We start from the raw sequence: 14,374 nt of genomic DNA, 5'->3' as shown, positions 1-14,374 counted from the left end.
GCTTTTCAAATACCTGTTGGCACAGCAGACAATTGTAACAAAGCATCTAGATCAATATGCTGCTCCAGATGCTTTGCAAGCACATCCAATGCCTGTTCTACGGTGTGGTCATGGCTCTCAGGCAAATCTGCTCCCGCAGTATACCATGAACCATCCGGCTGAAACGCAGTTCCACCTACACGCGCAAGTAAGGTCATACGCGCAGCCCGGTCATTGAAAATGCCATGTAAATAAGTGCCCCATACACGTGCATTGGCAGAAATGGCACCTTCGCTCTGTTGGTCAAGATATATCAAAGGGCGCTGGCAGTCTGTTCCTGTTGTTTGGCCTACATGCATTTCGTATCCGGTTACTTTGCTACCTTCTGCCGCCAGTTTTCCTTCCTTGTGTTCCAGACTTTTATCCCGGCTTAAAACCGTGCTGATTTTCAACAGTTCTAACCCTTGGGCCTGCCCGGCTGGACCTTCCGTTCCATAAGGATCAGCTATACTGTCTCCCAACATTTGGTAGCCGCCACAAATACCCATAACGTAACCACCACCTGCAACATGTTCTTTAATCTGCCTATCCCATCCCTGCTCTTTCAGACAGGCAAGATCAGATAATGTTGCTTTTGATCCAGGCAATATAATCAAATCACATGCTGGCAAAGGTTGGCCGCGTTTTGCCAGCATAAGGTGTACGCCAGGTTCTGCATAAAGCGGGTCCAAATCATCAAAATTAGCAATCATCGGCAAAAGAGGCACAACAACTCGTAGTTGCGCCTTCTGATGTGAGATTGTTTTTGAATGTTGTCCTACCTGCACAAGTTTTTCATGCAAATCAACAGCATCTTCTGCGGGAAGATTTCTGGCTTCCGGTAAATCTGGCACCAGCCCCAATGCTTGCCACCCTGTGCGTTCGGCCACAAACTGCATGCCATCTGCAAACAGAGAGGGATCACCCCGCATACGGTTTACAATAAACCCTTTAATACGCTGTGCATCTGCCTTACTTACAACAACCTGTGTGCCAACAAGGCTGGCAATAACGCCCCCTCTATCTATATCTCCCACCAATACAACCGGAGCATTCACAGCTTCTGCAAAACCCATATTGGCAATATCATGTGCACGTAAATTCACTTCTGAAGCTGAACCAGCGCCCTCTACCAAAACAAGATCTGCCTGTAACGCAAGCCTTGCAAAACTTTGCAAAACATATGGCATCAGAAATGCCTTTCGGTTCTGATAATCCCGCGCTTGCACTGTTTCTTCTATCTGCCCCTGCACAACAAGCTGGGCTCCTGTTTCCCCTTGAGGTTTGAGAAGGACAGGATTCATATCCACACTTGCAGGCATACCACAAGCACGCGCCTGCAAAGCCTGCGCGCGACCAATTTCTCCGCCATCCCATGTTACGGCTGCATTGTTGGACATGTTCTGAGGTTTAAAAGGCAGAACCTTTAGCCCCCGCCGCGTATAAGCACGGGCAAGACCTGCAACAAGTGTTGACTTTCCTACACTGGAGCCAGTGCCCTGAACCATCAACACACGCGCTCTCAAAATTCTATACCTTCCTGTGCTTTCACACCGTTTTTAAAATGATGTTTTATCAATGTCATTTCAGTTACCAAGTCTGCGGCTTCTAACATGGCTTCCTTGGCGTTACGGCCTGTTACCGCCACATGTTGTGTTATGGGGCGCATAGCAATATCTGCCAGAACCTGGTGCATTGGCAGATAATCGTATCTTAACGCAACATTTAGTTCATCTAGGATCACCAACCCAATATCGGGGTTAGAAAAGGCCTGTTGGGCAATACCCCATGCCCGTTGGCATGCAGCAATATCGCGTGCTTTATCCTGTGTCTCCCACGTAAATCCTTCCCCTAGGGCATGCCATTCCACCAAATCATCAAAACGTTTCAGTGCTTTCCGCTCTCCCGTATGCCATGCCCCTTTAATAAACTGTATAACAACAACACGGCGCCCGTACCCCAACATGCGTAAAGCCAACCCAAATGCTGCAGTGGATTTTCCTTTACCTGGCCCGGTGTTAACCATTAACAGGCCTTTTTCCACCGTCTTGCTTGCCACTTCTTTATCTTGCATGGCCTTGCGTTTTTGCATTTTGGCACGATGGCGTTCTGCTTCCTGTGATGTATGCGGGTCCACTATGCCTGGCACGGTTCTTCCTTTTTATGATGTTTCAAAAATTGATTTTTATTCGTAGAGAATTCATTGTTTTCCCCTACCATAAACAAACGCGCAAATCCTTGCGGCATGGAAGGTGCAAGCAGCTGGGGTTGATACCCACCCGCAAACGCACTTAACAACCGCAATGGTCCCCCGTGGGATAACACACATACATTTTCTTCACGTTGGCACATTTCATGCCAAAAACTCCGAATTCTTTTATACAGATCTTGCCCACTTTCACCTTCGGGCGGTGCAAAGCTTTCTGGGTTCTGGGCCCATTCATCCAGCAATGTGCGGTCTATATCCTGCCACGGCAGCCCTTCCCACTTCCCAAAATTCAGTTCTGCTAACCGATGGTCCACACGTAGTTCCATGCCAGCGCTTTTCGCCAGATGCAGTGCCATCTGCCAGCATCTTTGCGCAGGAGAACTGTATAGCACTTGGCAAACCGCGCCTTTTGCAAGAACAGAAAGCCCTGACACAATACTTTCCCATCCAGGGCGAAGGGCCACTTCCTGCCGACCATAACAGATACCCTGCCCAACCTGAACAGGGGCATGCCTTACCAGCAACACGGGAAAAGATCGCATTTTCAATATCTCCTTCTCACCGCCTACCCCGGCTTTATCAGGACGGCAGAACACTTTGTACATACCTTGTTATCATACAAGTTTCCGCGTTCGTTTTTGCATATGCTCTTTTCAGAAAGCGGAAGAGTTCAAAATATTCTGATTGGAACTCCGCGCCAGAACATGAAAAAATGAACCTGATACTAAACCACGCTGACCACCACACGCACCCAGTGATGCGCCATCACCAGCAACCAGATCAGCCAATGGCGCATCACTCCCTTTATCCGTAACTGTTGCATAATGAAATTCATGCCCACGCAAACGTGTGCCAGCACGACCTAAAATATTATCTGCCAATAACGTGGCTTCTCGATAACCCAGATGTAATTTTCTATGCGCAAAGGAGGTTACATGCCCCAACAAACCCGCCATGGTATGCATTTGCCCCTGCGCATCTTCCAAAGCCTTCCCCAGAACCATATACCCCCCACACTCACCGTGTACCGGATGTGTGAGAGCAAAATCCTTTAAGCCTTTTTTAAAATGCTCCGCCTGTGCAATCTGGCCTGCATAAAGTTCTGGATACCCACCGGATAGCCAACATGCATCACAAGACGCATCTGGTGCTTGATCGGCCAATGGAGAAAACGGAACCAATTCAGCCCCAGCTTGCCGCCAGAATAAAGAAAGATGCCCATATAAAAAGGAAAAAGCGGCATCATCCGCCACAGCAATGCGCTGACCAGGAGGAGGAATACAAGCAGCCGCCAAGGATGCCGAATTAACCTTGGCCTCTACCAAGGGCGACGCAATTTGCAAAATAGCATCCAAATTCAGCTCACGTTCTGCCTTGTCGGCAAGATCTGAGAGCCACCCTGCTAAATTACCATGCTCACGCGCCTGTACCAACCCAAGATGCCGTTCTGGCAACACCTCGCCTTTCTGGCGCATAAGCGCACCACAAACAGGCAGTCCTGCCATCTCCACCGCAGAACGTGCCAAACGTTCATGCCGTTGAGATGCAACACGGTTAAGTACAACACCACGCACCTGCACAGTCTCAGACCAACGTGCAAACCCCTGCGCAATGGGCCCAACAGACTGCCCTTGCCCAGAAACATCCAGCACCAGCAGAACAGGAACGCCAAATAGAGCGGCTATATCAGCAGGGGCACCTCGCGCGCCTTCTGGTGCCATCAATCCATCAAACAGCCCCATGGCGGATTCTACCACCACCACATCCACATCCGTGGCTGCTGCATTCATGATACCAGACAGCAAAGACACAGGCATACACCAGCTATCCACATTAAGAGGCGGACGATGTGTGATCGCTGCATGAAAAGCTGGATCTATATAATCCGGCCCTGTTTTAACGGCGCCTACACGCAACCCACGACGCTGAAAAGCCGCCAACAATGCAAGTGTTATTGTTGTTTTGCCCCCGCCAGAACGTGGTGCCGCAACCATAATAATACGGGGGACGATCATGCCTTGTTTTCCTCATCCAGAACACAGGCCACACTGTTCCCTCTAGGGTGCCACAGCCCACGCCGCCATGCATCGGCAAAACGCGCGCGCATGGCTTCCCTCGCTGCTGGGTTTTCCTGCTTCAAAAACATATCACATGCAGCATTTCCCAAGGTTTGGGCAAAAACCAGATCAAACTGCCTATCAAACCGTTGGGGCAATGTTGCTGCAAATCCATACAATGTATCCAGCCCGCGGGCTATTTCTGCTGCGCCTGCATACCCATGTTGTTGCATGCCACTAATCCATTGCGGATTAGCCAATCGACCGCGCACAATACGCACCACTTCCTGTGCAGCTGTACGCAACCGCGGCATATCTGGCCGGGATGTATCACCATGCAATACGGCTGGTTTTGCGCCCAACATAGCTGCTGCGGCAGAAATCCCACCTTCATGTGCCGCCATATCTGGACTTTCCAAAATATCGGTTTCAGCATTATCCTGCACATGCAGCACAGCTTCAGCCTGCCCAAGCAAACTGGAAAGAGCCTGCATATCCTGTTTGCCATCCCGCTCACCACCATACGTCCAGGACGAGCCTTCCAGCCATGCTGCTCCCAGTTCTTGGGAATTGCTCCATGAACCTGTATTCAGACGCTCCTCAACACCCGTTCCATAGGAACCCGCTGCAGCACCAAAAATACGTGCCGTGCCACGCTTTCGGGCCTCTCCCACCAATCCTTTGACAGACGCTGCCAACGGGTTCCATTCAGCAGGTTCATTCCGCTCCGCAACAGCTGCCACGGCTTGATCAAACAGGGCAATCTGATCTGCAAAAGCATCACGAAACAGGCCAGAAATACGCAAAGTGACATCCACTCTTGGCCTATCCAGCAAAGGCAAGGGAATAACCTCAAACCCGCAAACATGCCCCGTATTGGCAGTACGCTGCACTTCCACTCCCATAAGGCGCAGGGCAAGAGCCATATCTTCCCCACCAGTACGCAGGTTGGCAGAACCCCACATATCCATAACCATATGTTTCAGATGTTCACCCTGTTCCTGCAAATGCCTTGTCAGCAACAGTTTTTCCATTTTCTTGGCAAGTACCGTAGCAGACGGTGTGGGTAATGTACGTGGGTCTATTGTAAAAAGGTTACGCCCGGTAGGCAGCACGTCCACCCGCCCACGAGTTGGTGCCCCAGCTGGGCCAGGCACCACAAAACATCCATTCAATGCAGCAAGAAGTGCTTGTGCTTCTGCATCTCCACTTTGTTGGATCCTCTGCGCGACATCAGATATAAAAGTGGCATCTTTCTGCCGCCCACATGCCTGCGCAATAACCTGTATCAGTTTTTTAGAATGTGATGTGGGTTTGCCAAAAACATGTAAACCATCACGAATTTGCAAGTCTTTGACATCGCACAAATAGGCATCAAGCCGTGCAAGTGCTTCTGCCTCATCCACCTCTCCGGGCCGCACACCGCTTTCTGCCAGAACTCCGGTGCTTACGGCTTTATCCAGAATATGAGCCCGCAGCAAAGCTCCTCGACGCGGATCCAAACCATCAGCTTCAGCATATTCATCAATCAGACGCTCAAGCTCCTGCGCATCAGTTGAAAGCTCAGCCTGCATAACTGGCGGCGTCATATGCCCGATAATCACCGCGCCCAAACGCCGACGCGCCGCAGCGGCCTCACCCGGATTATTTACAATAAACGGATAAATAACCGGTAAATGTCCAGTCAGAACAGCTGGCCCACAGGATGGCGATAACGCAACAGCCTTGCCCGGCAACCATTCCAGTGTTCCATGTGTGCCCAAATGCACCATGGCATCCAATTTTTTTACATACTGCAACCACAAATAAAACGCAACATAAGCATGGCATGGCGGCGTGTCTGGATCATGATACAGCGCCTTACGCTCAGCCGCTGTTCCTCTATTAGGCTGCACAGCCAAAGAAATATTGCCAAACTGGAGATAACGCAGGCAAAAAACACCGTCTGTTACATGCATATCCTGTTCAGGTTCACCCCATGCAGCAAAAACAGATTGCACAAAATCTGGTGCTAACTGCGATAAAAGCTGACGGTATAAATCTACATCAAGAACAGGCTTTAAACTGCCATTAACAAGCGCAGAGGCAAGTGCTTTTGAATTCGGAACTTCATCTGCGCCTATATCGTAGCCAGCATTATGCAACAGTGTCAGAATGGAAGATGCAGATGCAAAACCATCTAACCCTACTGCATGCGCTACATGGGCACCCGATTTTTCTAAACCCGCACTAGGATAATCTGAAAGAACAATAGAAATTTTCTTTTCTGAATTTAGAATTTTGCGCAATTTAGCCCATGCAATTGCACGGCCTGCCACCAATTTTATGCCCGGCACATAAGGTTCTCTCAACGCAGGTTGCCCAAGTTGAGCATCCTTTCTGAAAGAAATTGGAAACGTTGCAATTGTGCCATCCAGCTCTGGCAACACCACTTGCATGGCCATATCAGCCCGCGCCAGACCACGAGCACTTTTTTCCCATAAATCCTGTGTGCAACCCGGCTGCAAAAGTTGCAGAACGGGTGCATCTGCAACATCCAGCGGTGAAAACCCATTCTGGTTCCGTGCAGAAAAACACGTTGCATTCAAGATGACATCCGGTTGCACAGATTGCAGATATTGACTTACACTTTTTGCAACTTTGGAGTTTTTTAAAGATGTAACATACACAACATCTACGGCACAGCCACGTTGCGCCAGTTCATTCGCCAGACATTCTGGACCAGCCACATCCCCTACCAGCAAATGTGCACGATAAAGCAACATAACCATTTTGATCTGTGACTGCGCTATGGAGACGACCGGACTGTAAGAACGATAGCAGCCCCATGCAGGTAATATTTTGGGGTCTTCTCCGCTATCTTTTTGTATTCCCGCAAGGGCAGACATCAAGTTCAATGCAGCACAGATATTATCCGGCCCACCGTTCTGAAAAAAACCCTTTAACCGCATATAGTGTTCTGAAGGGACCGTGGAAAGTGATAATAACCGTCTGTCATCTTCCGTATATGCACTCTGTTTCTGTATATCAGGAGCTGCATCCTGTAAGGCTTCACCGGGTAACAACGCCACTGGCACTTTGGTTTCACGGCTCCATGCTGCCAGTTCTTCTGCCCCATAACGCCAGTAATCCAAACCACCCAGTAACCGCACCACAACACAACGTGCTTTTTGCAAGGTGGTTTCTATATATAGATCAACCGACATAGGATGCCGTAGCCTTGCCAGACTTGTAACCTGCAAGGTTGGAACACATTCATTACTCTTTGCTGTCGTGCGCAATAGACCTTCTGCATGACGCAAAGCCAAAAGATCACTTTCTGTAAAAGAAAGTACAACAATATCTGCCGAGGGGAGGTTAAGATCTTCTGGCAGATCCTGTTCATCCAACGTGCGGTTTTCTCTTACCAGAAGATGCATAAACCCACTCCGGCTTTATTCAGGCTGTTACCAACGCACCACCAAGCGCACGAGCAATGGCCGGTGCTGCCAGTCCTTTTTGCCCAATCACGACAATGCAGCCTCCCCGTCCTTCATTGACGGAAAATGGGCGATCAAACTCATGCCGAAAACGCGCTCCAACACCCTGCACAGCCAAACGCATGGCTTTACCTTTAACGGCGGCAAACCCTTTCATACGCAGCACATCATAACGGCGCGCTGTATCCTGCAGGAGTGTTAGAAACTGATCGACACTTTGCTGTTCGGGCACATTTACTACAAAGCTTTCAAAGTCATCATGCTCATGCTCCCCACCTTCTGCATCATGATGAGAAGGACGTGCAGCCAGATCAGCTTCCGCCGCAGCACCAATACCAAGCAATACGGCAGGATCCACCTTTCCTTCCGTAGCTCGTACAATTTGTACAGGACGCGGCGCTGTACGGCGGATTTCATCTTCAACACATGCAAATGCATTTACATCCAGCAAGTCTGTTTTGTTCAACACTACTAAATCTGCCGCGTTGATCTGGTCTTCAAAAACCTCTGCCAACGGATTGTCATGATCCAAAGAAGGATCGGCAGCACGTTGCCGGGCAATGGCTTCCGGGTTATCTGCAAAACGGCCTGCGGCTACTGCTGGCGCATCCACTACTGTTATCACGCCATCAACAGTCATACGGTTACGCACTGTTGGCCAGCCGAAAGCTTTGAGCAATGGTTTGGGCAGCGCCAGACCAGATGTTTCAATCACCACATGTTCCGGCGGATTTTCCCGATCAAGCAGAGCTTCCATGGTTGGCAGAAAATCATCTGCGACAGTACAACACAGACACCCATTGGTCAGTTCTACAATGTCATCTTCCTTACAGTCTTCTACCCCGCACCCTCGCAGAATTTCACCATCAATGCCAAGAGAGCCAAACTCATTCACCACCACGGCAATGCGATGCCCGGCTGCACGGCGGAGCAGATTACGCAACAGTGTGGTTTTACCTGCCCCTAAAAAACCAGTGATAATGGTTACAGGTATGCGTGATGCGATTGTCATGAGGGCTCCTGTTCATCATAAAGTTGTGCGGGAATACGCCCCAGCACCATATTGGAAAGCGATACCGGACGGCGCGAAGGCATAACGGTCCCCCGTGCTGAATTTGCGTATAATTGGGCATATGCCAGCAGATCTTCTGCTTTTTCGGCACTCAGGTGCCCTAACAACCATGTCCAACGTTCTGGCATGGCAATAGCTGCAGTACAGCCACGATCACAGGCGGCCAGACACTGCACCTGACGCAGCACAATCGGAGCCTCCTGCCCTAGGGCTTTTGCTTCCTGTACCAAAGCCTGCAAACGCGCATACAGTTGGGCACCCGGCGGTTGATCCATACCCGGTCCACCCTGCCGACACGTGACACACACATGCAAAACAGGCCGATTTTGAAGTGAATTTTGGGAAGAATCGTGCACTTCGACCATACTGTACCCCTAAAATAACGGCCCAAAAGGGGTGCAGATACCCGACGCCCCTGCCAAAAACAGCAAGAGAAATGTACCCTTTGGCACATTTATGCCTGCCGGGCACCCCGCCAGCAGCAACGCCAGAACTTAAAAATCCAAGATCTTCCTGCATGCTTACGCATGCAGGTACCAATGGCAGGTTTCCTGGCTTGTAACCACATGTGGTCTAACCGCACAGGCTAGAACACAAGATAGCGCTCCTTACCTTCCCAGCTTGCCTACAAGCCAGTGGCATATTGACCCCGAAGGGCCCAATACGGAACACCATGGGTAACTTACAGTTGCGGGGGCAGCGACGGCCTTGCACCGTTCTTCCCTTTTCATCCCGTAAAGGACACCATTAGCGCGCACACAATGCGCATAAGCTACCTTTGCTTTCAACCCGCAGTTTTTGGCTCCTGCTGTTTTAAACCTACCTACCCTGCAACGTGATTGAAACGTCACGCTAACGTTTCTGTGCTTTGTAACGCCATTTCCATTATTGACGCGCAGAACAGCCATGTTATATTCGTATAAATATACTTTATATATCAAATATTCTTTACCTAACTAATGAGGATTCCATGACATCTTCACGCGTTCTGCCCACATTGGATGAAACGCGTTTTTCAGACATGGCGCTTACCTTCCGCATCATGCGGCTGGCCACCGTCTGGCGCACACAACTGGACCGTGCCCTCCGCCCGCATGGCATGACATTGGCCAGCATGCGCCCCATGGCTTATTTGATGATGATGCCCGATGGCGCCACACAAAGTGATCTGGCAACCGCCATGAATGTAGATTGCTCTGCACTGGTACGCATTCTGGATTTACTGGAAAAACAGAAGCTGATCACACGTCAGCAAGACAAACGGGACCGACGCGCCAAAAAACTGGTTCTCACACCTGCAGGGCATGAAAGATGTGTTTTGTTCCACACCATTTCTGCCCAGCTTGAACAGAATGTCCGCCAGAACCTTACAAAAGATCAAGTGCGTAACCTGATTGATGATCTTTCCAGCCTCCTGAAAGCGCATCATGAACGCTAGATCAGAACAGGACAGCCCTGCTCTCTTTTCTTTCAGGTCTCTGCTGTTGCGCTGCATTCCAGCACTTTTTTCCAATGAAACACAGTGGAACACGTTCAAGGCCACCGCTGGCTATTCCGCCCGTGTATTTTTGTGCATTGGTATCGCTGTTTTTCTGGCGTTCATGTTCCAGCTTCATTCCCCCCTTAGTGCAGCCACAACTGTTCTTATTGTTGCAAACCCTACTGTAGGGGCTATGGTTTCCAAAAGCGTATGGCGTGTTATCGGCACAGTTATTGGGGCAGTTATCAGTATTAGTATTATGGCTGTTTTTGTGCAGTCTCCTGTTCTGTATTTTGCAGCGCTTTCAGTTTTTGTTGGTATAGCCTGCATGGTGGCTACATTTTTGCGCTTCTTTCGGGCTTATGCTGCTGTGCTGACCGGCTACACTATTGTTATTATTGCCGCCCCAGCATTTGCAGACCCAGACAATATTTTTCTTTCTGCAATGGGGCGGTTATCTGCTGTTGTCACAGGTGTGGTTGTAACCGCCTGTGTTTTTATGGTGACAAGCCCCCGCAAACCCAGTGCTGTTTTGGAAAAATTGGGGAATGCGTTCCGCGACACCATTCTCCATGCAAAAAAATTTCACGCACAGGAAGGTATTGCCTCCCACCCCGGTGAAATTGCAGCAAAAGAGAACAATCCTTCTGACATTACAGATACGCCCGTCACTGACACAACATTCCGTAACCTGCCCCAACCTCTTTATGATAGCCGCAGCCGCCTTCTGGCAAACATGGCAGGATTAACATCCGCCATAGAATTTGCTGCAGCAGATGACCCTGATATGCAGGCGCGCGTTTCCAACCTGCGCCTTGCTCTCAACCGTTTAACGGGGCTTATTGTCAGCTATCATCCTTACTGGCTGAATCTCTCCTTGGTGGATGCACAATCACGCCCCGTGCACCAGCATATTGCCGAAACATTGGAGCAGATTCTACAGCTTACAGAATACCCCGGTTGGCTGAAAAACCCTGCGCCCGTTTCTGCCTGTTTGCATAAATGCCTAAAATATCTGGAGCAACTTTCACGCAACAATCCTGCACCCAACTTACTGGCAACACTGGATAATACGCGAGATATTCTCGTGCAGATAGATCTTGCTCTCTATGATCTGACAAGCCTGCGCCGAGATCGTGAATCTTCCCATACACGTCAGTATCTGGAATGGCCTGTCGCCTTGCGTAACGGTGTACGTGGCATGTTTATTGCGCTCTTGGCCGGTATGCTATGGTATATTTTCCATTGGAGCGCAGGGCCAATGCTCATTTTATATGTGGTGGCCGCCTCCAGCCTGCTTTCAACAGCGCCTTCCGCCGGAAAAGCAAGCCCCATGATGGCTATCGGGACCATGCTGGCCGTGCCTATGGGGTTCTTTTGTCATTCCCTATTTTTACCCCGTATAGATGGCTACCCGCTTTTATGGCTCACGCTCTGCCTATTTTTGCTACCGGGTGTATGGCTGCAATTTCATCCGCGCTACAGCATTGGTGCATTTGGGTATGCCGTGTTCTTCACCATGCTTCTCTCCATTAACAACCCCATTGTTTATAATGATCTGGCACTCACCAATAACTGGATAACCATGTTGGCTGCCTGTGCGCTTTTGGTGTTGGTTTTTCGGGTTATTCTTCCACCAGACCATCGGCTGGATGCAGCACGATTGGTTTTTTCCCTTACGCGCAGCCTGCAACAACTGGCACTTTCCCATAGTCGCAAACCTGTACAATGGATAACGTGGGAAGGTCTCCAGCTTCAAAAAATCACACGCTTGATGATGCGCCTGTCCTTTATTCCTTCCGGAATAGATCGTCAGGGCTATACAGATGCAGCCTTTGCAACACTTTCCCTCGGCCGGTTGATTTTACGCCTCCGGTGGAATGCAGGTTATCTCAAGTCCAATACTCAGGCTCATGCCGCCCTTGAAAAGGCGCTCAAGTCCTTTGCCCTTTTGCGGCATACGCCTCTGGCTACAGCCGATGCTTTGGAACAGGCTGCCGCAGCTATGCATACAACATCGACAGAACAGGAAGGCGCCTCCCTCATGCGGGACAGAACCATTTCCTGCCTTATCCAAGCTGCTGGTATTATCCGGGCCATTCCTGGGTTTTATGATCAGTACGGCCCAATCCATCGTTCCACGGATGAACCTGGAGCAAACGCTCCTGTTTCTATTCTTCTGGGTTCTGTTTCCGCAAAATAAACTAAAGAGAAAAGTTTCCTGAAATAAAAGGAGAAATGATGAATTTAATTTTATCATATTTCTCCTGTTTATTGAGAACTTCTCTCCTGCCTGCCGCTTAAGGCTTAATGTCATAACACTCATAAAAAAGAAGCATCTGGCATGGCATATTCAGATACCTCCCTTCCGATAAACGTTCGGAAGGCCAACCCTGCCCCATTAGGTTTAATGGGCTTTGGGTTAACAACCGTTCTTCTTAATTTGCACAATGCAGATCTGGTACCTATGGGTTCAGCCATTCTGGCCATGGGGCTGACTTTTGGAGGTATTGCACAAATTCTCGCTGGCATGCTGGAATACGGCAATGGCAATACCTTTGGCATGACAGCCTTTACGGCCTATGGCGCTTTCTGGCTTTCATTCGTGGCACTTATTGGCTTGCCCCATACCGGCATTGTAGATGCCAGCACGCCCAACCTTGTTGGCAGTTACCTACTTGCCTGGGGATTGTTCACTTTTATCATGTTTATTGCCACGCTGCGCATAACACGGGCACATCAGGTCATTTTTCTCAGCCTGACTGTTCTGTTCATACTTCTTGCTCTGGGCGATATGTTGGCTATGCCTGTTGTTACACAGTTTGCTGGGTATGAAGGGCTGTTCTGCGGCTTTTCTGCCATTTACCTGGCTGCTGCCGAAATTCTGGAAGATACGTATGGATATGCCCTCTTACCCATAGGCAAACCAACAACCGCTACCATGTCTTTCCGGACAGCATCGGCCTAAATAACAAACTAAGGAAAATCACGTCCCGCAGTATTTTATACTGCGGGACGCACGTTTGAGCTACTTCTCAAAGCAAGCCTGAACCTCCTGCATATTCACTTCTGCAAGTGTTGAGGGCGCCCATGCCGGCTTGTTATCCTTATCAATCAGGCGGGCGCGAATACCTTCTGCAAAATCAGGCCGCGCAACCATATGGCGCACCATATTTTCCTCAAGCTGAAAAGCCGCATGTAATGAGGAAGCAGCACGTGCCCGATGCCACCCCTGCCAGGCAACCTGCACAGAAAACGGACAAACGCGTGACAAAACCTCAAGATCCTCTTGCGCGCCTTCCGAATTATCTGCTTTCAGCTTTTCAATAACCTGCAAGATATCTGGCGCATCGTAACAGGAATCCAGACTTTGCACGTCAAGGCTTGCCGGTTGAGAGGACAGATGCGCAAACACATGTTCTGCGCTTTCAATACTCAATGTATCTTTTAAATCTGCAAGAGATGATGATGAAACCAGAACATCGGCAAACCCCATGGCAACGGCTTCTGCTCCGTTCATATGCCCACCGGTAACAGCGCGTCTTAAACCAGAAAACCCGGGTGCTCGTGCCAAAAGCCAACTTCCCCCGGCATCTGGAGACAGGCCAATAACTGTTTCAGGCATGGCCAATACAGATCTTTCCGTAACAACCCGATAACGCACATGCCCGCCCAGCCCAATGCCACCGCCCATGGCAACGCCATCTAAAAAAGAAACAACGGGCTTCTGATAATCTGCAAGTTGCAGCATCACATCGTACACACGCTTCATCTGTTCGTAAGCGGCCAATGGTCCTTGCGTTTTAACGCTGTCATAAATGGCACGCAAATCGCCTCCGGCACAAAAGGCGCGCGAACTGCTGCTTTCCAAAAGAACAGTATGAATGGAAGGATCATCTTTCCAGGCATTCAAAGCCATTTTGATGCCACTGGCCATAGTGATATCAATGGCATTCAACCGTTTGGGTCTATCCAGAATAATGCATCCCAAATGCCCTTCCTGCTGCAATCTTACGTCAGACAAGGGGGGGAGAGTTTGTTCTATCATTGCTTTCCTCT

General features: G+C 49.6%; 11 protein-coding genes and 1 riboswitch. Of the genes, 3 read left to right on the top strand and 8 right to left on the bottom strand.

What is annotated here, in order from left to right; translation table 11 throughout:
- Nucleotides 1–5: 5 nt before the first annotated feature.
- The 7 genes from CSR02_RS16015 to CSR02_RS15985 form a co-directional block, all read right to left on the bottom strand.
- On the bottom strand, nucleotides 6–1,526 hold the full coding sequence (locus tag CSR02_RS16015; RefSeq protein WP_099542350.1) for a cobyric acid synthase: 1,521 nt from the start codon (nucleotides 1,524–1,526) through the stop codon (nucleotides 6–8).
- Between the two features lie 14 nt (nucleotides 1,527–1,540).
- A complete protein-coding gene (gene cobO, locus CSR02_RS16010; protein WP_373319838.1) occupies nucleotides 1,541–2,167 on the bottom strand; it encodes a cob(I)yrinic acid a,c-diamide adenosyltransferase in 627 nt (208 codons plus the stop codon).
- Entirely contained in the window at nucleotides 2,155–2,769 is a 615-nt protein-coding gene (locus CSR02_RS16005) for a histidine phosphatase family protein (RefSeq protein ID WP_099542381.1), read from the bottom strand. Before CSR02_RS16005 ends, cobO begins: the two co-directional genes overlap by 13 nt.
- Nucleotides 2,770–2,880: 111 nt before the next feature.
- Nucleotides 2,881–4,242, bottom strand: a complete 1,362-nt coding sequence (locus CSR02_RS16000; protein WP_099542349.1) for a cobyrinate a,c-diamide synthase — start codon at nucleotides 4,240–4,242, stop codon at nucleotides 2,881–2,883.
- Complete coding sequence (gene cobN, locus CSR02_RS15995) at nucleotides 4,239–7,703, bottom strand: cobaltochelatase subunit CobN (protein ID WP_099542348.1); 3,465 nt, start codon at nucleotides 7,701–7,703, stop codon at nucleotides 4,239–4,241. The genes CSR02_RS16000 and cobN overlap by 4 nt, the downstream gene beginning before the upstream one ends.
- A 19-nt stretch (nucleotides 7,704–7,722) precedes the next feature.
- The gene (gene cobW, locus CSR02_RS15990) at nucleotides 7,723–8,775 is read right to left on the bottom strand and encodes a cobalamin biosynthesis protein CobW (protein ID WP_099542347.1); all 1,053 of its coding nucleotides are present in this window, start codon (nucleotides 8,773–8,775) and stop codon (nucleotides 7,723–7,725) included.
- Entirely contained in the window at nucleotides 8,772–9,200 is a 429-nt protein-coding gene (locus tag CSR02_RS15985) for a DUF1636 family protein (RefSeq protein ID WP_099542346.1), read from the bottom strand. The genes cobW and CSR02_RS15985 overlap by 4 nt, the downstream gene beginning before the upstream one ends.
- Before the next feature lie 159 nt (nucleotides 9,201–9,359).
- Nucleotides 9,360–9,599: riboswitch (cobalamin riboswitch) on the bottom strand.
- 155 nt (nucleotides 9,600–9,754) lie between these two features.
- Here CSR02_RS15985 and CSR02_RS15980 point away from each other — a divergent pair.
- The 3 genes from CSR02_RS15980 (at nucleotide 9,755) to CSR02_RS15970 (ending at nucleotide 13,283) form a co-directional block, all read left to right on the top strand.
- Complete coding sequence (locus CSR02_RS15980; protein ID WP_099542345.1) at nucleotides 9,755–10,273, top strand: MarR family winged helix-turn-helix transcriptional regulator; 519 nt, start codon at nucleotides 9,755–9,757, stop codon at nucleotides 10,271–10,273.
- A complete protein-coding gene (locus tag CSR02_RS15975; protein ID WP_099542344.1) occupies nucleotides 10,263–12,518 on the top strand; it encodes an FUSC family protein in 2,256 nt (751 codons plus the stop codon). Before CSR02_RS15980 ends, CSR02_RS15975 begins: the two co-directional genes overlap by 11 nt.
- A 141-nt stretch (nucleotides 12,519–12,659) precedes the next feature.
- Nucleotides 12,660–13,283 (top strand): acetate uptake transporter, encoded by a 624-nt coding sequence (locus CSR02_RS15970; protein ID WP_042788330.1) that lies wholly within the window; start codon nucleotides 12,660–12,662, stop codon nucleotides 13,281–13,283.
- A 60-nt stretch (nucleotides 13,284–13,343) separates the two neighbouring features.
- On the opposite strand, the gene CSR02_RS15965 is transcribed toward CSR02_RS15970, so the two are convergent.
- On the bottom strand, nucleotides 13,344–14,363 hold the full coding sequence (locus CSR02_RS15965) for an enoyl-CoA hydratase/isomerase family protein (RefSeq protein ID WP_042788332.1): 1,020 nt from the start codon (nucleotides 14,361–14,363) through the stop codon (nucleotides 13,344–13,346).
- Nucleotides 14,364–14,374 lie beyond the last annotated feature (11 nt).

The sequence above is a fragment of the Acetobacter pomorum genome, from assembly GCF_002738225.1.
In the GTDB taxonomy this organism is placed as follows: domain Bacteria; phylum Pseudomonadota; class Alphaproteobacteria; order Acetobacterales; family Acetobacteraceae; genus Acetobacter; species Acetobacter pomorum.
This window is presented reverse-complemented; position numbering and strand designations above follow the sequence as displayed.